At 69.2% G+C, this 20676-nt stretch carries 18 protein-coding genes; 6 read left to right on the forward strand and 12 right to left on the reverse strand.

Annotated features, from left to right (window positions below; genetic code table 11):
* The first annotated feature begins 9 nt into the window (after positions 1-9).
* Both IB228_RS13465 and IB228_RS13470 read left to right on the forward strand, forming a co-directional pair.
* The gene (locus IB228_RS13465; protein WP_192198863.1) at positions 10-1635 is read left to right on the forward strand and encodes an acyl-CoA dehydrogenase family protein; all 1626 of its coding nucleotides are present in this window, start codon (positions 10-12) and stop codon (positions 1633-1635) included.
* Between the two features lie 509 nt (positions 1636-2144).
* Positions 2145-2600, forward strand: a complete 456-nt coding sequence (locus IB228_RS13470) for a transposase (protein WP_192198864.1) — start codon at positions 2145-2147, stop codon at positions 2598-2600.
* 215 nt (positions 2601-2815) lie between these two features.
* Here IB228_RS13470 and IB228_RS13475 read toward each other — a convergent pair whose 3' ends face one another.
* Entirely contained in the window at positions 2816-3226 is a 411-nt protein-coding gene (locus IB228_RS13475; protein ID WP_192198865.1) for a hypothetical protein, read from the reverse strand.
* Between the two features lie 98 nt (positions 3227-3324).
* On the opposite strand from IB228_RS13475, the gene IB228_RS13480 reads away from it, so the two are divergent.
* Positions 3325-3861 (forward strand): L,D-transpeptidase family protein, encoded by a 537-nt coding sequence (locus tag IB228_RS13480; RefSeq protein ID WP_225562452.1) that lies wholly within the window; start codon positions 3325-3327, stop codon positions 3859-3861.
* A 21-nt stretch (positions 3862-3882) separates the two neighbouring features.
* Here IB228_RS13480 and fabR read toward each other — a convergent pair whose 3' ends face one another.
* Complete coding sequence (gene fabR / locus IB228_RS13485; RefSeq protein WP_183637473.1) at positions 3883-4527, reverse strand: HTH-type transcriptional repressor FabR; 645 nt, start codon at positions 4525-4527, stop codon at positions 3883-3885.
* Between the two features lie 108 nt (positions 4528-4635).
* Here fabR and IB228_RS13490 point away from each other — a divergent pair, with 108 nt between their 5' ends.
* Both IB228_RS13490 and IB228_RS13495 read left to right on the forward strand, forming a co-directional pair.
* The gene (locus IB228_RS13490; protein ID WP_192198866.1) at positions 4636-5742 is read left to right on the forward strand and encodes a ferredoxin reductase; all 1107 of its coding nucleotides are present in this window, start codon (positions 4636-4638) and stop codon (positions 5740-5742) included.
* Entirely contained in the window at positions 5742-6908 is a 1167-nt protein-coding gene (locus tag IB228_RS13495; protein WP_192198867.1) for an acyl-CoA desaturase, read from the forward strand. The genes IB228_RS13490 and IB228_RS13495 overlap by 1 nt, the downstream gene beginning before the upstream one ends.
* 64 nt (positions 6909-6972) lie before the next feature.
* On the opposite strand, the gene IB228_RS13500 is transcribed toward IB228_RS13495, so the two are convergent.
* The 6 genes from IB228_RS13500 to IB228_RS13525 all read right to left on the reverse strand — a co-directional run bounded on the left by IB228_RS13500 (position 6973) and on the right by IB228_RS13525 (position 12104).
* A complete protein-coding gene (locus IB228_RS13500) occupies positions 6973-7572 on the reverse strand; it encodes an HAD family hydrolase (protein ID WP_192198868.1) in 600 nt (199 codons plus the stop codon).
* A gap of 55 nt (positions 7573-7627) precedes the next feature.
* Positions 7628-7861, reverse strand: a complete 234-nt coding sequence (locus tag IB228_RS13505; RefSeq protein ID WP_183637461.1) for a hypothetical protein — start codon at positions 7859-7861, stop codon at positions 7628-7630.
* 68 nt (positions 7862-7929) lie between these two features.
* Positions 7930-9726 (reverse strand): ABC transporter transmembrane domain-containing protein, encoded by a 1797-nt coding sequence (locus IB228_RS13510; protein WP_192198869.1) that lies wholly within the window; start codon positions 9724-9726, stop codon positions 7930-7932.
* Positions 9727-9835: 109 nt separating this feature from the next.
* Positions 9836-10432, reverse strand: coding sequence for a YigZ family protein (locus IB228_RS13515; protein WP_192198870.1), 597 nt, complete (start codon positions 10430-10432; stop codon positions 9836-9838).
* Complete coding sequence (locus IB228_RS13520) at positions 10429-11553, reverse strand: hypothetical protein (RefSeq protein WP_192198871.1); 1125 nt, start codon at positions 11551-11553, stop codon at positions 10429-10431. Before IB228_RS13520 ends, IB228_RS13515 begins: the two co-directional genes overlap by 4 nt.
* The gene (locus tag IB228_RS13525; protein WP_141456413.1) at positions 11550-12104 is read right to left on the reverse strand and encodes an RNA polymerase sigma factor; all 555 of its coding nucleotides are present in this window, start codon (positions 12102-12104) and stop codon (positions 11550-11552) included. Before IB228_RS13525 ends, IB228_RS13520 begins: the two co-directional genes overlap by 4 nt.
* A gap of 263 nt (positions 12105-12367) precedes the next feature.
* Between IB228_RS13525 and IB228_RS13530 the strand changes: the two genes are divergently transcribed.
* Entirely contained in the window at positions 12368-15259 is a 2892-nt protein-coding gene (locus IB228_RS13530) for an EAL domain-containing protein (protein WP_343227082.1), read from the forward strand.
* 107 nt (positions 15260-15366) lie between these two features.
* Here the strand turns inward: IB228_RS13530 and IB228_RS13535 are convergent, their stop codons facing one another.
* The 4 genes from IB228_RS13535 to IB228_RS13550 all read right to left on the reverse strand — a co-directional run bounded on the left by IB228_RS13535 (position 15367) and on the right by IB228_RS13550 (position 20584).
* Positions 15367-17169 carry a VWA domain-containing protein gene (locus IB228_RS13535; protein ID WP_192198873.1) on the reverse strand — a complete coding sequence of 601 codons (1803 nt, stop codon included), beginning with the start codon at positions 17167-17169 and terminating at the stop codon, positions 15367-15369.
* A 135-nt stretch (positions 17170-17304) separates the two neighbouring features.
* Positions 17305-18633 carry an exodeoxyribonuclease VII large subunit gene (gene xseA, locus IB228_RS13540; protein ID WP_192198874.1) on the reverse strand — a complete coding sequence of 443 codons (1329 nt, stop codon included), beginning with the start codon at positions 18631-18633 and terminating at the stop codon, positions 17305-17307.
* 188 nt (positions 18634-18821) lie between these two features.
* Entirely contained in the window at positions 18822-19364 is a 543-nt protein-coding gene (locus tag IB228_RS13545; RefSeq protein ID WP_141452386.1) for a response regulator transcription factor, read from the reverse strand.
* A complete protein-coding gene (locus IB228_RS13550) occupies positions 19361-20584 on the reverse strand; it encodes an ATP-binding protein (RefSeq protein WP_192198875.1) in 1224 nt (407 codons plus the stop codon). Before IB228_RS13550 ends, IB228_RS13545 begins: the two co-directional genes overlap by 4 nt.
* Positions 20585-20676 lie beyond the last annotated feature (92 nt).

Genomic DNA, 20676 nt, shown 5'->3' on the forward strand with positions numbered 1-20676 from the left:
GTCCACGCGATGAACGGATTGCCGCCCTTCGAAACCCATCGGGTCGAAAACCAGCCACCCGCGTTCGAGCCGCGCGATCTGTGGGCCGACGACATCGCCCTGCGCGAGGCGGTCGACCGCGAAGGCGGTGCGGCGTTCGCGGCGCGGCTGGCCGTGTATGGCGCGCTGGCGGGCGACGAGCTGTACCGCATCGGTTTCGACGCCAACCGCGATCGCCCGCGCCTGCGCACGCATGATCGCTTCGGTCATCGCATCGACGCGGTGGAATTCCATCCGGCCTATCACCGGCTGATGGAGGCGGCCAAGACGCATGGCGTGGCTGGCCTGTCCTGGCATGACCCGCAACCGGGCGCGCACGTGGCGAGGGCGGCGCTGAGCTATCTGCACTACCAGGCCGACGCCGGCACCAGTTGTCCGTTGACCATGACCCACGCGGCGGTGCCGGTACTGCGGCGCGAACCGGCGCTGGCGGCCTGGGCGGAAGCGGCCGCCGCGCCGCTGTACGACCCGCGCGATCTGCCGCTGGCCGACAAGGCGGGCATCACCCTGGGCATGGGCATGACCGAGAAGCAGGGCGGCTCGGACGTGCGCGCCAACACCACCACCGCGACGCCGGACGGCGAGGGCTACCGGCTGGTCGGGCACAAGTGGTTCTTCTCCGCGCCGATGTGCGATGGCTTTCTGGTGCTGGCGCAGGCGCCGGGCGGGCTGACCTGTCTGCTGATGCCGCGTCGTCTGCCCGATGGCGAACGCAACGGCTTCGCGCTGATGCGCCTGAAGGACAAACTGGGCGACTGGTCCAACGCCTCCAGCGAAGTGGAATTCCGCAACGCATTGGCTTGGCGGGTGGGCGAGGAAGGACGCGGCGTGGCGACCATCATCGAGATGGTGATGCTCACCCGGCTCGACTGCATGCTCGGCTCGGCGGCGGAAATGCGCATGGCGCTGGCGCAGGCGCTGCACCATGCGCGTCACCGTCGCACGTTCGGCAAGGCGCTTGTCGACCATCCGCTGATGGCGAACGTACTGGCGGATCTGGCGATCGAATCCGAGGCGGCCACGGCCTTCGCGCTGCGGGTGGCGCGCGCCGTCGACCGCGCGCCGCGCGATGCGGGCGAGGCGGCTTTCGCCCGCATCGCCACCGCCATCGGCAAATACTGGATCTGCAAGCGCACGCCCGCCTTCGTCAACGAGGCGCAGGAGTGCCTGGGGGGCGCGGGTTACGTGGAGGAATCCATCCTGCCGCGGCTGTACCGGCAGGCGCCGCTCAATTCCATCTGGGAAGGCAGCGGCAACATCCAGTGCCTGGACGTCCTGCGCGCGCTGGCGCGCGAGCCGGACACCCGCGCGGCGCTGGCGGCCGAACTGGAATCCGTGGCGGGCAGGGAGCCGGCTTTCGACAGCTTCGTCGCGACGCTGATGACGGATCTGGCGCACGCCAGCGAAGCCGGCGCGCGCAACCTGACCGAACGGCTCGCACTGGCCCTGCAGGCGACCGTGTTGCTGCGCGCCGGCAGCCCTGCCGCCGGTGCCTTCATCCGCGGTCGGCTCGCCGCCGGACAGGGATGGGCCTTCGGCAGCCGCCCGGGCATCGACGCCGCCGATAGCCTGCTCGCACGCGCGCTACCCGCGTAGACGCCAATTCATCACCATCCGGTAGGAGCGCCGTCCCCGGCGCGAGCTTTTTGCGCGGTGGTTCGGCAAAGCGGAAGAGCTCGCGACCGGAGGCCGCTCCTACTGCGTGGTGAGGGGCAAGGGGGTAGGAGCGCCGTCCCCGGCGCGAGCTTTTTGCGCGGTGGTTCGGCAAGGCGGAAGACCTCGCGACCGGAGGCCGCTCCTACCGCGTGGTGAGGGGCAAGGGGGTAGGAGCGCCGTCCCCGGCGCGAGCTTTTTGCGCGGTGATTCGGCAAGGCGGAAGAGCTCGCGACCGGAGGCCGCTCCTACCGCGTGGTGAGGGGCAAGGGGGTAGGAGCGCAGTCCCGGCGCGAGCTTTCTTGGCGGATGGTTCGGCAAAGCGGAAGAGCTCGCGGCCGGAGGCCGCTCCTACCGGAATCTTCCGAGACGGGAAGGCGGTGTCGTCCGATATCCAATCACCAATAATGTCGTTTGAATGAGGCGGACATTCCTGGATATGAATCATCCGCATGTCACCTGCTGCCTGTCGCTTGCGACATGGACGAGCTTCCGTTCCTTCGTCCTACTACCTGCTGACCATCTGCTGTCATCGGCGGCAACCGTGGCTTAGGAAATCAGAGGCGGCGAAGCTCGTCATTGATGCGGCACGATGGCTGGAGATACGCAACAGAATTGAACTCGAAGCAATCATGGTGATGCCGGATCACGTCCACATGGTCGTGCAGCTACGAACCGGAACATTGGCCGGATTGATGCACGGCTACAAAGGCTACACGGCTCATGCCCTGAATCGCGTGCTTTCCCGACAGGGGCGGCTCTGGCAGGCGGGCTATCACGACAGTGCTCTCCAGACCGAGGAAGCCCTGCATCAGGCCATATCGTATTGCCTGCAAAACCCGATGCGTGCACGGCTGGTGGAGGATTTCAGGGACTATCCCCATTGGTGGTGCCGCTGGCCGGTCTGAGAGCGGAGGCTTGGCGGATGCCGCGGCAAAGCGGAAGAGCTCGCGGCCGGAGGCCGCTCCTACCGCGTGGTGAGGGGCAAGGGGGTAGGAGCGCCGTCCCGGCGCGAGCTTTTGGCGGATGGTTCGGCAAAGCGGAAGAGCTCGCGGCCGGAGGCCGCTCCTGCCGCGAGGTGGGGGACAAGGGGTAGGAGCGCCGTCCCCGGCGCGGGCTTTAGCTAGTCGAAAGCGGACCAGTCGCAGGACTGGGTGAGCTGGCGTGCCGGGGAGGTCAGGGTGCCGTGGGCGCCGTGTGTGCGCAGTTCCAGCACATTGTCGCGCGGGGTGTCGCTGCTGCGGGCGCGCAGTCTGAGAACATGCGCGTGGTAGTTCAGGCGGGCGTGCTCCACGCGCCACGTTTCGGTGGGTCTGAGCGCGGGATGATCGATGCGCAGGCCATGAACGCCATCGCCCGCGGCCTCCTGCGTCAGGCTGATCGCGACCGTGATTTCGGCACCCGTGGCGGTGTCGCGGCAGACGATGGTCTCGGTCGCTTCCGCATGCAGGGGCAGCCAGGAAAGCGACACTAGCACGATGGGCACGATGGAAGCGGACATCTTCATCGCGCCATTGATGTCCGCGCTATCCATGAAATGCAATCGCGGCGGTTTCAACTGGCAGGGCACGCAAAGCGAGCGGGTGGGCCGGCCGTACGTGACGGCCGATGGGCTGCGCTACGATGGCGCGCATGATGGCATCGATTCGGAAGGGTCGCCCGCGCGCCGGCCTGGGTGGCTATGCGGGATGGTGGCTGTGGGCACTGCTAGTACTCGCCGGTGGCGCATGGGCCGGCGAGCCGCCGGACCTGCTGCCCGTCGCGCAGCGGGCCGATGCCATCCAGGTCTACAAGGCGCAAAGGCGCATGGAGCTGCTGCGGGCCGGCCGGGTCATCGCCACCTACCGGATCGCCCTGGGCGACGCGCCGGTCGGACACAAGCGCCAGCAGGGCGACGAGAAGACGCCGGAAGGCGATTACCGCATCACCTACCGCAACCCGCGCAGCCGTTTCCACCTGTCGCTGCGCGTTTCCTATCCCAACGAGGCGGATCGCCGGCAGGCACGCGCGCGTGGCGTGGATCCGGGCGGCGACATCATGATCCATGGCGCGACGCCGCCGGGTTACCGCGGCGACTGGACCGATGGCTGCATCGCGGTAACCAATGCGGAAATGGACGAGATATGGCGGCGAGTGCCGGTCGGCACGCCGATCCGAATAATCCCCTGAGCCGCGCCCTGAGCGGCGAGGTCAGCGGCCGGCGGCGAGGGCGCGTGAGCCGGTGATGATCATGCGCACCATTTGCGAGACCTGATCGATCAGTTCCGGATCTTTTTCCGGCGGCAGATCCATCGCGGTGGCGCCCATCGCGAACACCAGGCGGGTGATGGCCTTGGAGACGAGCGCCGGCTCGTGCAGCGGTGCGTTGTCGCGGATCGCCAGCCGGATCAGGTCGATGCGCAGTTCTTCCTCGAAGAATTCCAGTTCACGGTCCACCGCCTGCTTGAAGGCGTCGGAACCGACCGTGCCCTCGCGCAGCAGCACGTGCAGCAGCTTGTCGTCGGCGCGCAACTGTTCGATGAAGGCTTCCACCGAACTGCGCACCACGCTGCGATCACTGCTGGCCGCGCGCTGGCGGGCCTCGCCGATGATCTTGCGCAGCGAACTGCCGGCCACGTCGATCAGCGCCACCGCCAGTTCGTCCATGTCGCGGAACTGCCGGTAGAAGCTGTTCGGGGCGATGCCGGCCTCGCGCGCGACCTCGCGCAGGCTGAGGGTGGAGACGCTGCGGTGCGGTCCGAGCAGCTTCAGCGCCGCCGCCAGCAGGTCCTCCCGGGAGATCGTCGCCTTGCGGCCGGGGCCGTGGTCGTCGTGCGGGAGGAGGGAGGTGGACATGGATGGAAGCGTACGGGGCTGAATGGAAAGGGACTGGCCGGCATCATAGCGGCAAGAATTAATATACGGTTGTATACACGACTGTATTGACACCGGTATAGTGCCCCCATGAACGCCCGTGTCCTTCCCGCCGCCCGCCGCCCATCGGGTGCGCTGCGGCGGCTGATCAGCCCGCTGGTCGCGCCCGATGTCTTCGATTTCTGGGCCGGCAGGCTCAACCGCAACTGGACCTGGGACCGCCCGCGCGCGCGTCTGGTGGCCCGCGAGGACGCAGCGAAGGGCGCGGTGACACTCTGGCTCAGGCCCAACCGGCACTGGGCCGGATTCCGGCCGGGACAGCACGTCAACCTGGGCGTGGACATCGGCGGCGTCCGCCATACCCGCAGCTACAGCCTGACCGAACCGCCGCGCGCGGACGGCCTGCTGGCGATCACCGTCAAGGCGATCGAGGCGGGGCGGGTCAGCCAGTATCTGTACGGCCAGGCCCGGGCGGGCGAAGTGTTCGAACTGAGTCCGGCGTTCGGCGAACTGTGCCTGCCGGCGCACCCCGAGGGCGGCTGGCTGTTTCTCGCGGCCGGCAGCGGCATCACCCCGCTGATGGCGCTGACCCGGCAACTGGCGGCCCAAGGCATGCCGGTGGATCTGGATCTCGCTTACTGGGCGCGCACCCGCGAGGAGCTGTGCTTCCTGGATGAGCTGCGTGCATTGGCGATCCGCCATCCGCGTTTCCGCGTGCATCTCGGCCTGACCGGCGAGGCCGCGCGGGAGGCCGACGAGCAGGCCGGCCGCATTGATGGCGATTGGCTGGACGCGCGGATTCCCGCGCTGGCCGGACGGCGGGCGATGGCCTGCGGTCCCGGCGGTTTCGTCGAGACCGCGCGGCGGTTGCTGGAAGGCCGCGTCGCCGGCTTCCAGGCCGAGGCGTTCAGCCCGCCGCCGAATGCCATCGAAGACAGCGGCGAAGTCGAAGTCCATCTGACCCGCAGTGGCCGCCGCCTGCAGGTGGCGCGCGGCCAATCGCTGCTGGTGGCATTGGAGGAGGCCGGGCTGAAACCCGAATCCGGCTGCCGCATGGGCATCTGCAATACCTGCGCCTGCGGCAAGGCCACCGGCGCCACCCGTCATCTGCCCAGCGGCGCGCTGGCGCAGGACCCCACCCAGGCGCTGAAGCTGTGCATCAACAGCGCCGTGACCGATCTGGAACTGGATCTCTGATGAGCGCTGCACGCAACCGGGCCCTGACCTCCACCGAACTGGATCGCTTCGGCGAAGAACTGGACGCGCTGCGCGCACGCACGGTGGCCACGGTGGGCGAGCGCGACGCACGCTACATCCGCCGCATCATCGCCGCGGTCCGCTATACCGAAGTGGCCGCGCGCACGCTGCTGTTCGCTTCCGCCCTGCTGGGCGGCCTGCTGGCGGCGGGACAGGCCTGGGCGTGGTTGTTCTGGCCCACCTGGATCCTCGGCGCGCTGCTGCTGGGCGGGGCCAAGATCCTGGAGAACATGGAACTGGGCCACAACGTCATCCACGGCCAGTACGACTGGATGGGCGACCCGCAGATCAACGGCCGGACCTACGAGTGGGACATCGTCGCCACCAGCGAGAACTGGCGGCATACACACAACTTCCGCCATCACACCTACACCAACATCCGCGGCCTGGACGACGACATCGGTTACGGCCTGCTGCGGATCTTTCCCGAGCAGAAGTGGAAGCCGTTCTACCTGGTGCAGCCGCTCGTCGCGATCGTCTTCGCGCTGTATTTCCAGTGGGGCGTGGCCATCCAGGATCTCAAGCTGGGCCGCTGGTGGCACGGCAAGATGACCGCCGCGCAGCTGCGACGCAAGGCGCGTCCGGTGCTGCGCAAGATGTCGCGCCAGTTGATCAAGGACTACCTGGTGTTCCCGGCCCTGGCGGGCCCGTTCTTCCTGCCGGTGCTGCTGGGCAACCTGGTTGCCAACGGCATGCGCAACGTATGGACCTACGTGATCATCTTCTGCGGACATTTCACCGCCGATGCCGAGACCTTCCCGAAGGAATGCATCAAGAACGAATCGCGTGGCCACTGGTACCTGCGCCAGCTGCGCGGATCCTCCAACATTGGCGGCGGCCGGTGGATGAACGTGATGTCGGGCAACCTGAGCCACCAGATCGAACACCATTTCTACCCCGATATCCCGGCCAACCGCTACGCGGAAATGGCGGTGGAAGTGCGCGAAATCTGCGCGCGTTATGGCCAGCACTACAATACCGGCTCGCTGCCACGCCAGTTCGGCCAGGTGGCCTGGCGGATCCTGCGGCATGCGTTCCCGAGCCGCGCCCGCATCAAGGTGCCGCTGGTGTTGCCGGAGCCGGAGCCCGCGCCGGAAGCGGCGTGATCCGTCACCGGTTCAGTCGAACAAAAGCGTTGCAACGGGGCCGCCGAGCCCTTTCCGGACGCCGTCAGTCGCGACGCCAGGGCTGGCCGCGGTACCACGCCTCGTGCGCCAGGGCGAGCATCGCGTGATCCTCGTGGGTGTCGCCGTAGGCGTGGATGCGCTCGTAGCGTGACAGGTCGTAGCGTTCGCGGATGCGGCGCGCCTTTTCCTCGCCCACGCACTGCGTGCCGCGATAGCGCCCGGTCATCCGGCCGTCGCGGCTTTCCAACTGCGAACAGAGCAGTTCCAGTCCCTGTGCCTGGCACCAGTGCGACAGGTAGACCTCCAGGCCGCCGGACACCACCACCACGGTGTCGCCGCGATCGCGGTGCCAGTGCAGGCGTTCCATTGCGTCCACGCGCAGCACGCCGGGCAATACCTGATCGGCAAACGCCTTGCCGGCGTCGCGCAGGCGGCTTTCGGCGACCCGGCGGAAACCGAAATCCACAATGGTCGCGCGCACCCGGTGGCCCGACACCCAGCCGGCGCGATAACCGAGCACCATCGGTGCCAGCACCACCTGGCCCACGGCCAGGCGCACCGGCGGAACCGCGGCGCGCATGAAGTCCGGCATCATTTCGCGGACCGTGAGGGTGCCGTCGAAATCGAACAGGGCCAGGTTCATCGCCGCCTGTGCCCGGGAGTGGACATGTCCGACGCCGTTCGACTGCCGTGCGTGATCAACGGCACGCGTAGACGGGCTTTTCCGGGGTGGAGTTGGAGCGGCAGGCCGGACACCAGGACTGCACGATTTCCTGGCCATCGGCCATCGTGCGCATGCCGAAGTGGCCGACCGGATGGAAGACATGCCGACCCGCCTGGCTGGAACAGCGCGGGCAACTCTTGAGGTGCTGTCCGCCCCGTTCCATGTACTGGGAATCGTTGAGGGGATGTTCGCAGCTGCAGTCGGTCATGGCAGGTCCTTCGCAATGGAATCCGGTGGAACCGGGATGTTAACCGGGGCGCACGACCGATGGCATCCTCAGTCGAGGAACTGCAGGCGCGCCAGTTCCGCGTACAGGCCATCCTGTGCCAGCAGTTCCTCGTGCGTGCCCTGCGCGACGATGCGGCCGCGATCCATCACCACGATGCGATCGGCCTTGAGCACGGTAGCCAGGCGATGGGCGATGACCAGGGTGGTGCGGCCCTGCATGAGTCGTTCCAGCGCATGCTGCACGGCGCGTTCGCTCTGCGCGTCGAGCGCGCTGGTGGCCTCGTCCAGCAACAGGATAGGCGCGTCCTTCAGCAATGCGCGCGCAATCGCGATGCGCTGCTGCTGGCCGCCGGACAGACGCGCGCCGCGTTCGCCCAATTGGCTGTCGAAGCCGTCGGGAAGCTCGCGCAGGAAATCGTCGGCCTCGGCCGCCTCGGCGGCGGCGCGTACCTGCTCGTCGCTGGCGTCGAGTCGACCGTAGCGGATGTTGTCGGCCGCGCTGGCGGCGAAGATGGTTGGCTGCTGGGGAACCAGCGCGATCTGTTCGCGCAGGCCGGTGGGATCCAGCTCGCGCACATCGACGCCGTCCACGCGGATCGCGCCGGACTGCACGTCATGGAAGCGCAGCAGCATGGAGAACACGGTGCTCTTGCCGGCGCCCGACGGACCGACCAGCGCGACCGTCTCGCCGGGCCTCACCGCCAGGTCGAAGCCATCGAGCGCGGGCAGGTCCGGGCGGGACGGGTAGTGGAACACCACCTGCTCGAAACGGATCTCGCCATGCAGCGGCTCGGGCAGCGCACGCGGCTGCGCGGGCACGGCGATGCGCGGCGTTTCCTCGAACAGTTCGGCGATGCGGCCCATGCCGCCGGCCGCGCGCTGCAGCTCGTTCCAGACTTCCGCCAGCGCGCCGACCGAACCACCGCCGATCAGGGCGTAGAGGACGAACTGGGCCAGCGTGCCGGCAGTCATCGCGCCCTCGGCCACGTCGTGCGCGCCCATCCACAGGACCAGCACGATGGTGCCGAAGATCAGGGTGATGGCCGTCGCGGTCACCCAGGCCTGGGCGCGGATGCGCCGGCGCGAAGTGTCCACTGCCACCGACAGCGCGGCGTCGAAGCGGCCGCGTTCGTAGCTTTCACGCGCGTGCGACTGCACGGTGCGCACCGCGCCCAGGGTTTCGCTGGCCAGCGTGTTGGCATCGGCCACCCGGTCCTGGCTGGCGCGCGAGGCTTTGCCCAGCCGGCGCGAGCCCAGCACGATCGGCAGCACCGCCAGGGGGATGCCCAGCAGCGCGAATCCGGCCAGGCGCGGGCTGGTGACGAACAGCATCACCAGGCTGCCGATCACGGTCACGCTGCTGCGCAGGGCCACCGACATGCTGCTGGCGACCACGCTGCGCAGCAGTTCACTGTCGGCCGACAGCCGCGAGATCAGCTCGCCGCTGCGGGTGCGGTCGTGGAATTCCGCATCCAGGCCGATCAGGTGCGCGTACAGGCGCTGGCGCAGATCCGCCACCACCTTCTCGCCCAGCAGCGAGACGAAATAGAAGCGCGCCGCGCTGGCCAGTGCCAGCACCACCACCACCACGAACATCGCGCCGAAGGCCTGGTTGATGCCGGCACCGCCGGCGCCGAAGCCCTGGTCGATCATCTGCTTGAAGGCGGTCGGCAGGCTCAGGGTGGCCGCCGAGGCGACCGCGAGGGCGACCAGCCAGGCGGTGAACAGGCCGGCGTGCTGGCGGATGAAGGGCCACAACGCGCGCAGGCTGCCCAGCTTGGCCTTGGGGCGGGCCGCGCGGGCATCGTCGGTGCCGGCGTCGGCCGGCGCTTGGGCAGCACTCATGAAGGTTCCATAGGAAACGCTGTGGAAGCGGTCCGGCGCCGGGCCGCTTCCACAATTCTTCCGGATTGGATTCGCCCGTGACCGGTGTCTTCCGGATCAGGCATCCCGATCAGGCATCCGGCTCCGGCCCGGACCAGCGCACCCGGTTACGGGTGGCGTCGCGCAGGTGGATTTTCAAGGCGTCCCCCTGTTCGGCCGGCAGGCGCAGGCGCAGGCGGGCACCGTGTTCGTCGAAGGACTCGTCCAGTTTCTCCGCGCCGAATCCGGCCAGGGCGGCATGCACGGCCCCCAGGTCCTCGAACGGCGCGGCCAGTTCCAGCGTCCGCATCACGATCAGCGGCCTGCGTTCGGCCAGCCGCAGGCATTCGGCGGCCGCGCCACCGTACGCGCGGACCAGGCCACCGGCACCCAGCTTGATGCCGCCGTACCAACGGGTCACCACCACCATCACCTGGTCGTAGCCCTGGCCGTCGATCGCGGCCAGGATGGGGCGTCCCGCGGTGCCGGCGGGTTCGCCGTCGTCGCTGGAGCGGTACTCGGCGCCGATCCGGTAGGCCCAGCAGTTGTGGGTGGCGGCGGGGTCGGCGACGTCGGCCAGAAACGCCAACGCATCCTCCGGGCTGGTCACCGGCGCGGCGGCGACCAGGAACCGGCTGTGCTTGACCTCCAGCAGGTGCGAGGCCTGGGCGGCCAGGGTGTGGCTCATTCGCCCAGCAGTTCCTTCAGATCGTCGGGAACCTTCTGGAAGGGATGGTTCTGCTTGAAGCGCATCAGGCTGTCGGTCGCGCTGGCGCGATCGCCCAGGTCCCGGCGCAGGCGGATGCGTTCCAGCCAGTCTTCCGGCGGCAGCTTGGTGTCTTCGATGACCGGCAACTGCAGGTCGGTGCGCTTGAGCGCGTTGCGGGTGGCGCTGGCGGGGGCCGGCGCGACCGGGGCCGAGGTGGTGATCGCGGGTGGGGGCGGCGCGGGCTGGGTGGCGGGCTTGGGCGCGACGAGTCCGCGCCGCACGCGCGCCTCCGCGCCGCCACGGGCGGCCTCGGCCGCGTCGGCGGCATCGCGGGCCTGTTCGGCGCGCGCCTTTTCGCGACTGGCGGCAATCGCCGCGGTGGTTTCCGGATCGGCGACGAAGCCCGGGCGGTCGGCGCTGCTGGCATTTCCATAGGCCTGCACGGACGCAGGTGGCATGGCGACGCTGTCCAGGGTGGTGGCATCGGCGCGGGCTGTCGCGGCGACAGGCGGGGGTGGCGCGGGCGGCGCGGCCAGCGGGCGGCCGTATTCGACGGCGGGTACGGATGCCGGCTCGGCCGCGGCTTGCGGAGCGGGAGCCTGCCGTCTGGCGGGCGGGATGGCTTCGCGCGTGGCCACGCGTTCGGCCGGGGCGCGACGGGGCATGGCCATCGGCTTGGCAACCGCGGGTGGCTGCACGACCGAGGCCGGTGCCGGCGGGGCGACTTGCCGGGCGGATGCGGGCGGGGCGTCGGCCGGCGCGGCGGCCGCGGCGTCCGCGGCGTCCGCCGCCTGGGGGTCGTCGGCGATCACGAGGCGAGCCTCGGGCAGCGCGGTCTGCTCCGCCGAGGGGATTTCGTCGACCGGCCGAAGCTGCCAGGCGATGCCCACCGCGAGCAGGGCGCTGGCGGCCAGGCCCATCGCCACGGGCCAGCGCGGTTTGCGCCGCGCGGCCGGACGGGCCACCACCGCGTCGTGCGCGGCCGCCAGGATGCGGGCATCGAGGGTGGGCGAGGGTTCGCCGTGCGGCCCCAGCCGCGCCAGCTGATCGGCCAGCTGGCGTTCTTCGGCATTCAACGGTTCGGGGGGACGGCGGTTCATTCGTTCAGTCTCGCGCGCAACTTGTCCATCGCGTAGCGCAGCCGCGATTTGACGGTTTCCCGACCCACGCCGGTGATGTCGCCGATTTCCTCCAGGCTCAGTTCCTGCTCCAGCCGCAACTGCACCACCTGGCGCTGGTCCTCGGGAAGTTCGGACAACGCCATCTGCAGGCGCCGCCGCTGCTCGAACTCGGAGAGCTGCCGCTCGGGCGTGTCCGGATCCGGCACCCGCGCGGTGCGCTCGTCCGCGTCCTCGGGGGCCGCCGGGCGATGGCGGGCGGCCCGCCAATGGTCGTTCAGGCGATTGTGGGCGATCCGGAACAGCCAGGTGGTGAAGGCCGCCTCCGGTTTCCAGCCCTGGCGCGCACTGATGACCCGCTGCCAGACATCCTGGAAAAACTCGTCCGCCAGCGCGCCGTCGCGCAGGTTGCGCAGCAGGAACCGGTACAGCGGTCCCCGGTGGCGGGCGTAGAGCCGCTCGAAAGCCGATGCATCGCCGGCGGCGTAGGCCAGCATCAATGCTTCATCGGCGGGTTCGGCGGCGTCGTTCACTGCGATCAGCGTAAGGGCTTCGCGCTTTTCCGGGAAGCGGCCGAGCGTCAGGTTGCTGAACGAAAATGCATCCGGCACGGGGCGGGGCGCATCGAAAAGCAGGGCGGGGACCGGAACGAAATGCATGTCCGTGAAAACGGATGGACGGCCATTGCGGGGTTCGCACCGGAGTTTGTGGCGCGGGTTGCCGTTCACGGACCGCATTGGCGTTATGCTCGGCACGGGGAACTTTCATTTTGAAGCCAATGCTGTCCGGAACCGGGGTGCCCAGCCAGAACGAGCGTGTCGGCACCTTGCCCGGCGAAGGAGAGGCGGTGGCACCCGAACGGATCCTGGGCGTGCTGCTGGAAGGCCTGCCGCCAGGCGCCGAACTGGCGATCAGCTGGCGCGACTGGGCGCTGGGCGCGGGCGGCGTCGCCACGGCCGAAGCCTCCGCCGGCCTGCGCCGGCGCGCCGAACACGCGCTGGGCGAGGGTTCGCCGGTCGACCCGGAGGATGGCTGGCTGCTGGCCTGGGAAAACGCGGACGGCAACGCGCGGATGGCGTTGGCGGTGGCATTGCCGCAACCGGTGCCCGAGGCGAGGCGTGACTCCTGGTGCCGGCTGGCCAAGGCGATGATCGGCGCGACCCTGGACACGGCGCGCGCGCATGCCCGGATCGTTTCGCTGGAAAAATCCAAGCGCCTGCAGCAGGCGCTGTACGAAATCGCCGATCTGGCCGGCACCGGGCTGGAGATGAGCGAGATGCTCCGCCGCATCCACGCGGTGGTGAATTCGCTGATGTACGCGGAGAACTGCTACATCGTTTCCTACGACGACCAGCGCCGGACCATCCGCTTCCTGTATTTCGCCGACCAGAAGGACGCCTACGTCGCCGAGCCGGAGCGCGAGTTCACCGAAGAGGAAATGGCCAACAGCATGACCTTCGCGCTGCTGCGCCACGGCCAGCCGTTGCGCGGACCTTCGGCGGTGATCCGGCAGAAACTGGGGGTCATCCGCGATCCCAGCCACGGCCCGGACAGCCTGGACTGGCTGGGCGTGCCGATGCGCCGCGACGATCGCGTGTGCGGCGCCATCGTGGTGCAGAGCTACGACACTCCGGCCAGCTACGCCGACGAGGATCGCGCGCTGCTGGGCTACGTGGCCCAGCACATCCTCACCGCGCTGGATCGCAAGCACGCGCACGCGGACCTGGAGCACCGGGTGGAAGCGCGCACCCACGAACTGCAGCGCGCCAACCGCGAGCTGCAAGCCGAAATCATCGAGCGCAAGCGCGCGGAGAAACTGCAGAGCGCGCTGTTCCGGATCGCCGATCTCGCCATCACTTCCGAGAGCCTGGAGCGCTTCTACGCGGACGTGCACGCGGTGGTGGACGAGTTGATCGACGCGCGCAATTTCTACATCGCGCTGCTCAGCGAGGACAGGCAGACCCTGACGTTCCCCTACTCGATCGACGAGCGCGACCCACTGCGGCGCTCGCGCCGGATCGGCAACGGCCTGACCGAGTACGTCATCGAGACCGGAAAGCCGCTATTGGCCGACCGCGCCGTCATCGCCCAACTCAGCGGCGAGGGCAAGGTCGTCCAGCACGGACCGCCGGCCCACAGCTGGCTGGGCGTGCCGCTGTTCCAGGGCGACGATGTGCAGGGCGTGGTGGTGGTGCAGAGTTATTCGCCGGAGGTGAAGTTCACCCAGCACGACCAGAGCCTGCTGAACTTCGTCGCCCACAACATCGGCAACGGCCTGGGCCGGCAGCGCGCGCAGGAGAACCTGCGCGCCGCGCACGCCGAGCTGGAACGGCGGGTGGAGGAACGGACCCGCGAACTGGCCGACGCCAACACCCAGTTGCGCGCCCAGATCAACGAACGCCTGCGCGCCGAACAACGCCTGACCTACCAGGCCACCCACGACGCGCTCACCGGACTGCCGAACCGGCCGCACCTGCTGGATCGGCTGTCCGCGGCCATCGAACGTGCCCGCCATGGCGACGGCCAGGCGTTCGCGGTGCTGTTCCTCGATCTGGATCGCTTCAAGCTGGTCAACGACAGCATCGGCCACGCGGCCGGCGACGAACTGCTGATCGAGGTGGCACGCCGCATCACCATGACCGTGCGCGGCAGCGACGTGGTCTCGCGTCTGGGCGGCGACGAGTTCGCCATCCTGATGGAGTACGCCGACGGCGAGGAGAACATCCGCGAGCTGGCGCAGCGGCTGCTGGCCGTGCTGAGCCGGCCGATGTGGGTGGCCGGGCGCGAGCTGTATCCCTCGGCAAGCCTGGGCATCGCGGTCTGGCACCCGCGCTACCGCAATGGCGAGGAACTGCTGCGCGACGCCGACGCGGCGATGTACCGGGCCAAGGAGCAGGGACGTGATCGCTGCGCGATGTTCGACGAGGCCATGCGCGAGGCGGCGATGCACAGCCTGGACCTGCAGGCGGACCTGCGGCGCGCGATCAACAACCGCGATTTCGTGCCGTACTACCAGCCGATCCTGCGGCTGGACGACGGCGAGGTGGTCGGCTACGAGGCGCTGCTGCGCTGGCAGCACGAGCGGCGCGGATTGCTGGCGCCGGCCGAGTTCATCAGCCTGGGCGAGGACAGCGGACTGATCGAACAGGTCGACTGGCTGATCTACGAACAGGTGGTGAACCAGATTGCGCGCGGCGGCGAGGGCTACGTGTCGGTCAATGTGTCGCCACGGCATTTCCGCTCGCCGGATTTCGCCGACCGCCTGCTGGCGCTGTTCGAGGCCCAGGGCGCGGATCCGGCGCGGTTGCGGGTGGAAATCACGGAGGTGGCGCTGCTCGACGACGCGCCGCGCACCCTGCGCATCCTCAGCACGTTGCGCGAGCACGGCATCCTGGCGCAGCTCGACGACTTCGGCACCGGTTTCTCGGCGCTGTCGTACCTGCACCGTTTTCCGATCTCGGTACTGAAGATCGATCGCAGCTTCGTGGCGGGCATCGGCGACGAAACCCGGCCCGAGAGTCCCGGCCTGGTCCGCGCCATCCTCGCGCTGGCCAGCACCCTGGGCATCGACACCATCGCCGAGGGCATCGAGACCGAGGAGCAACGCGGCGCCTTGCTGGAACTGGGCTGCAACTTCGGCCAGGGCTACCTGCTGGGACGGCCTGCCGCGCACATGGGCGCGCGCTGAACGGCGGACGGCGCCGTCCACCGCCAGGATTGAATCAAGCCATTCGCTTCGCCGTCCCGGGAGAGCTCGCGCCGGGACGGCGCTCCTGACCAGCGGGATGTTTTTCCCTATTCGCCGGCGGCGATGGCGGGGGTGTCCGTCGCCTGCGCCGTGGCGAGTTGCCGGGCCTGTTCCACCATGCCGGTGAATTCGCGGCGAAGGCCGAACCGATCCGAACCTTCGGCACCGCGCGCGGCGGCCAGCACCTGGGCCCAGCTCCAGTTGTCGATGTGCTGCCCGCCGCGCAGCAGATCGGCGTACGCCGCCACCGCGGTGGCGAAGCGGAAGCCTTCGCTGGGTTTCTGGCTGAGGGCATCGGCCCGGATTGGCGTCGCGATCAGGCGGCTGGTCTCCTGGCCCGGCGGTTTGTAGCGCAGTTGCAGGTGGGCGATCTCGCCACCGGCCACGCCACGCGATGCGGCTGCGGAACCGGCCTGGCCATAGCGCAGCGGCGGCAGGCGATCGGCGCCGGAACCGGCGGGTGTGATCTCGTACAGCGCGGTGACTTCGTGGCCCGCGCCGATATCGCCGGCGTCGACCTTGTCGTTGGCGAAGTCCTCGCGCTTGAGCAGGCGGTTTTCGTAACCGATCAGGCGGTACTCGGAGACGTAGGCCGGATTGAACTCGATCTGGATCTTCACGTCGCGGGCGATGGTCAGCAGGGTGGACTGCATTTCCTCCACCAGCACCTTGCGCGCCTCTTGCAGGGTATCGATGTAGGCGTGGTTGCCGTCGCCCACGTCGGCCAGGCGCTCGGCCATCGCGTCGTTGTAATTGCCCTGGCCGAAGCCCAGCGTGGTCAGCGCGATGCCCGACTTGCGCTGGTCGCCGACCAGCGTCTCCAGTGCGCCTTGGTCCACGGTACCGACGTTGAAATCGCCATCGGTGGCCAGGATCACCCGGTTGACGCCGTCCTTCACGAACGCCTGCTTGGCCATCGCGTAGGCCAGCCGGATGCCGTCGCCGCCGTTGGTCGAACCGCCGGCCTGCAGGCGATCCAGCGCGCCGAGGATCTCGTCGTGGCGGTCGCCCGGGGTAGGCGGCAGCACCAGTCCCGCGGAGCCGGCATAGACCACCACCGACACGCGATCCTGCGCGCGCAGCTGCGGCACCAGTTGCGCGAACGCCTGCTTCAGCAGCGGCAGCTTGTCCGGCGAATCCATCGAGCCGGAGGTGTCGATCAGGAACACCAGGTTGGCGGGCGGCAGGGTCGCCTTGGGCACGTCGTAGCCCTTGATGCCGACCATCAGGATCTGGCGCTTGCCGTTCCATGGCGCGGCGGCGAGTTCGGTGGTCACCCGGAACGGGATGTCGCGGTTGGCCGGCGCCGGATGGTGATAGTCGAAGTAGTTGATGAACTCCTCCGCGCGCACCGCGTCGGCGGGAGGGCGGACGCCGTCGCGCAGCATCCGCCGCACGTTGCTGTAGCTGCCGGTGTCCACGTCGATGGAGAAGGTCGACACTGGCTGCTCGCTGGCGCGGTGGACCGGGTTGTCGTCGCGCGCGGCGTAGCGTTCGGTGTTGGCCGGCTCTGACGAGGAGACAAGCCCGGGGCTTCGCAACGCCACGTACCCGGTACTCATTTTCATCGCGGCGGGCGGGGGAGGCGCGGCGGCCGCGCTGGGGATGGGGCGACCGTACTCGGTTCGCGGCCGGGCACCGGCCTGTTGACGGACCCGGACCGTGTCCAGGGTGGCGCTGGTGGCCGCCGCGTCGGCGGCGGCAGACGCCTCGGCCTCGGCCAGGTTCGCGGTGATGTCGGCGTTACCGGGGGAGGAGGCGGACGACGGGGACTCCGCCACCGGCTGCGACTGGCAGGCGGCGAGCAGGGCGACGGCGAGCAGGGTGAGGCTGGGACGAGCGTGGCGCATGGCGATTCTCCCGATGGGTCGGGAAGGTCAAACGCACGCGGAAGAAAAACGGGGTTGAGGCCGATTGGCGGAACGGGAAGACAGTGGGGTGGGCAGACCCAAGGCCGGCCCGGCCAACGCCGCGGACCAGGCGCGCTACTCGACGCGCAGTTTCAGATCACCATCGGCCAGGCGGGCCTGCACGGTATCGCCCGGCTGTACCTGCGCGACCGAGCGCACCAGCGCACCGTCGTCCCGGGTGACGATGGCGTAACCGCGTGCCACCGTCGCCAGCGGACTTACCGCTTCCAGCGAACGGGCCAGTCCGCGCAACCGCAGGGCGTCGCGCTGCAACTGGCGGGCCACCGCGGCTTGCGGGCGAACGCGCAGCGCTTCCAGCCGCGCGCGCAGTTGCGCCAGTTGGCGCTGCGGTTGCGCGGCGCGCAGGACGGCCGCGGCATGGCGCAATCGTGCGCGCTTCTGTTCGGAACGTTCGCGCCACAGTGCCTGCAGGCGCCGCATCGCCTCGTCCTGGCGGCGGCGGATCAGCGCCAGGCGTGCCTGCGGGCGCAGCGCGTTCAGGCGCAGCGCGGCGCGGTCGGCGCGCTGCATGGCCTGGCGCAGGTGGTGGCGTTGCAAATCGTGCAGGCGTCGCTGCAAGGTGCGCAGGCGGGTCGCGAGATCGCGGACGTCCGGCACCAACAGTTCGGCCGCGACCGACGGCGTAGGTGCGCGCAGATCGGCTGCGAAGTCGGCCAGGGTGAAGTCGGTCTCGTGGCCGACCGCGGACACCACCGGTACGGGGGATGCGGCGATCGCGCGCGCCAACTGTTCGTCGTTGAAGGCCCACAGGTCCTCCAGCGAACCCCCGCCGCGGGTCACGAGGACCGTGTCGTAGCGGCCACTGTCGGCCGCGCGCTGGAGCATCGATACGATCTGCGCGGGCGCGGCCTCGCCCTGGACCTGCACCGGCAGGATGTCCACTTCCAGCAACGGAAAGCGCCGGCCCAGCACGCTCAGCACGTCGCGCACCGCCGCGCCGCTGGGCGAGGTGATGACCGCCAGCCGGCGCGGGTGCGCGGGCAGGGCGCGTTTTCGGCCTTCATCGAACAGCCCCTCGGCCGCGAGCCTGGCCTTCAGTGCTTCGAACGCCCGCCGCAGTGCGCCTTCGCCGGCTTCTTCCAGATGGTCGATGACCAATTGGTAATCGCCGCGTGCTTCGTACAGGGTCAACCGACCGCGCGCGAGCACCCGCAGCCCTTCGCGAGGAACGAACCGCAGCCACTGGCTCTTGGGCTTGAACATCGCGCAGCGGACCTGTGCGCGGGCATCCTTGAGGGTGAAGTACAGGTGTCCGGAGGCGGGACGGGTGACATTGCCGAGTTCGCCTTCCACCCAGATCAGCGGGAACGCGCCTTCGAGGAGGTCGCGGGCCAGGGTGTTGAGCTGGCTGGGGGTGAGGACGTCGCGGGCGGGGTCTTGCATGGGGCATACCGTAGCGCAGCAGCGCGGTTTCATAAACCCGGCGTGGAGCGGAGCCTGCTCCGCTGCGGTGGCTCGGTTTTTTGTCTTTCACCTTGTGCGCCACCAGTTTGCGCGCTGGCGCCCGATAGCCATTCCGGATGAAAGCGAAAGGCAAAAGCAAACACCAAGGCAGCGGAGCAAGCTCCGCTCTACTCGTCGACCTGTCGGCGTTCGGGGCCGGGGCGTTTCAGCAGCTTGCGCTGCAATGATCGCCGGTGCATGCCCAACAGACGCGCGGCGGCGGAAATATTGCCATCCGTCTCCGCCAGCGCCTGCTGGATATGCTCCCACTCCAGCCGGTGCAGCGGGGTCATGGTTTCCTCGGGCTCCAGCGGCTCGCTCTTCTGCTCGATGCCGAGCGCGCGCAGGATCGACGACAGCGAGGCCGGCTTGGGCAGATAGTCGTCGGCGCCACGCTTGATCGACTCCACCGCCGTGGCCACGCTCGCGTAGCCGGTCACCAGCAGGATCCGCATGTCCGGACGCAATGCGCGCAGCGGTTCGATCAGGGTCAGGCCGGATGATTCGCCCAGCTTCAGATCGACCAGGGCGAAGTCGGGCGCCTGCTCACGCGCCAGGCGCAGCGCCTCGCGGGGATCCAGGGCGATGCGGGTCTCGATGCCGCGCCGCGCGAGGCTGCGCTGGAGGGTGCGGGCGTACAGTTCGTCGTCGTCGATCAACAGGCCGTTCATGGGAAATCCTTGGTGCCGCGCAACGGCAGGCGGAACCTGACCCGCACGCCGCGTGGCGAGGCGGTCTGCAGGGTCAGCGAACCGCCCAGGCGTTCGACCGTCGCGTGCGAGAGCGCCAGTCCCACGCCCATGCCATCGGGCTTGGTGCTGCGGAACAGGGTATCGGATTGGAAGCGCAGGGTGTCCTGGAAGCCGTCGCCCTCGTCGCGCACTTCGCCGACCAGTTCGCCGCCATCGCAGCGCAAGCGCAGTTCCACCCGGGTGGAACCGGCCTGCTGGCTGGCGTCGGCGGCGTTGTTGAGCAGTGCCTGCAACAGGTGGCCGATCGAGGGATCCACCCGCAGCCGCGGCGGCAGTTCGCCCTCGCGTTGCAGTTCGATGGTCGGGCGTACCAGTTGCCAGCGGTGGATGACGCGCTCCAGGTCCGCGCCGGTGTTGCGGCCCATCTCGGCGGAGGCGGCCAGCTCGCGCACGCGGTCGCGGCAGATGTCCACCAGTTCGCGCAGGGTGGTGGCGTCTTCGCGGATGGCCTCGTCGTCGCACTGCTCGGCGATCTCCTCGCTCAGCAGGGTCATCGTCGCCAGCGGGGTGTTGAGTTCGTGCGCGACCGCCGCGGCGTGGGTGGCCAGGGCGACGATGCCTTCGTTGCGGGCGAAGCGTTCGCGCAGCACCGCCAGCTCGCGTTCGCGCTGGCGCAGCGCGGCCACCAGGCGGGTGGAGAAGTACAGCACCACGCCGACCGACAGCAGGAAGTTCACCGCCATGCCCCACAGGTGCAGGTTGAACGCATTGCCGTGGAAAGCCGGCAGGGGCCGGCCGAACACCGCCATCAGCGCATAGCCCACCAGCGAGGCGGCGGCGGTGGCCAGCACCCAGCGCAGCGGCAGGGCCAGCGCGGCCACCGCGATCAGCAACAGGAACATCGGGCTGAACGGGTTGGTGATGCCGCCGCTCCAGCCCACCAGCCAGGCCAGCACCGCCACGTCGACCAGCATGTGCAGGAACGCCACCCCGGCCGAATCCGGCGCCAGCCGGTGGCTGCGCCAGGTGGCGTAGACGTTGAACGCGGCCAGCAGGCCGATGCCGCCCCACAGCGGCGCGACCGGCAGCGGTATGTGCATCAGCTCGGTGGCGACCAGGACGGCCACGGCCTGGCCGATGATGGCGACCCAGCGCAGGTTGCACAGGGTCCGCAGGAAGCTGGGAGAGGAGATCGGCATGCCGACATGCTAGACGATGCCGCAAGCGCGGCCATCCGGTGGACGGCGGTCCGGAGCGCGTCGGGTGAACGGCAGCGTGCCGACGGGCGCTG

It is taken from the genome of Pseudoxanthomonas sp. PXM04, assembly GCF_014851695.1.
Lineage (GTDB): Bacteria > Pseudomonadota > Gammaproteobacteria > Xanthomonadales > Xanthomonadaceae > Pseudoxanthomonas_A > Pseudoxanthomonas_A beigongshangi.

Coding starts and splice junctions, on each gene's coding strand:
- IB228_RS13490 (WP_192198866.1), top strand. CDS start 4,636: ATGAACGCCCGTGTCCTTCCCGCCGCCCGCCGCCCATCGGGTGCGCTG.
- IB228_RS13500 (WP_192198868.1), bottom strand. CDS start 7,572: ATGAACCTGGCCCTGTTCGATTTCGACGGCACCCTCACGGTCCGCGAA.
- IB228_RS13545 (WP_141452386.1), bottom strand. CDS start 19,364: ATGAACGGCCTGTTGATCGACGACGACGAACTGTACGCCCGCACCCTC.
- fabR (WP_183637473.1), bottom strand. CDS start 4,527: ATGTCCACCTCCCTCCTCCCGCACGACGACCACGGCCCCGGCCGCAAG.
- IB228_RS13510 (WP_192198869.1), bottom strand. CDS start 9,726: ATGAGTGCTGCCCAAGCGCCGGCCGACGCCGGCACCGACGATGCCCGC.
- IB228_RS13520 (WP_192198871.1), bottom strand. CDS start 11,553: ATGAACCGCCGTCCCCCCGAACCGTTGAATGCCGAAGAACGCCAGCTG.
- IB228_RS13550 (WP_192198875.1), bottom strand. CDS start 20,584: ATGCCGATCTCCTCTCCCAGCTTCCTGCGGACCCTGTGCAACCTGCGC.
- IB228_RS13505 (WP_183637461.1), bottom strand. CDS start 7,861: ATGACCGACTGCAGCTGCGAACATCCCCTCAACGATTCCCAGTACATG.
- IB228_RS13535 (WP_192198873.1), bottom strand. CDS start 17,169: ATGCGCCACGCTCGTCCCAGCCTCACCCTGCTCGCCGTCGCCCTGCTC.
- xseA (WP_192198874.1), bottom strand. CDS start 18,633: ATGCAAGACCCCGCCCGCGACGTCCTCACCCCCAGCCAGCTCAACACC.
- IB228_RS13465 (WP_192198863.1), top strand. CDS start 10: ATGAACGGATTGCCGCCCTTCGAAACCCATCGGGTCGAAAACCAGCCA.
- IB228_RS13480 (WP_225562452.1), top strand. CDS start 3,325: ATGATGGCATCGATTCGGAAGGGTCGCCCGCGCGCCGGCCTGGGTGGC.
- IB228_RS13515 (WP_192198870.1), bottom strand. CDS start 10,432: ATGAGCCACACCCTGGCCGCCCAGGCCTCGCACCTGCTGGAGGTCAAG.
- IB228_RS13470 (WP_192198864.1), top strand. CDS start 2,145: ATGTCACCTGCTGCCTGTCGCTTGCGACATGGACGAGCTTCCGTTCCT.
- IB228_RS13475 (WP_192198865.1), bottom strand. CDS start 3,226: ATGGATAGCGCGGACATCAATGGCGCGATGAAGATGTCCGCTTCCATC.
- IB228_RS13495 (WP_192198867.1), top strand. CDS start 5,742: ATGAGCGCTGCACGCAACCGGGCCCTGACCTCCACCGAACTGGATCGC.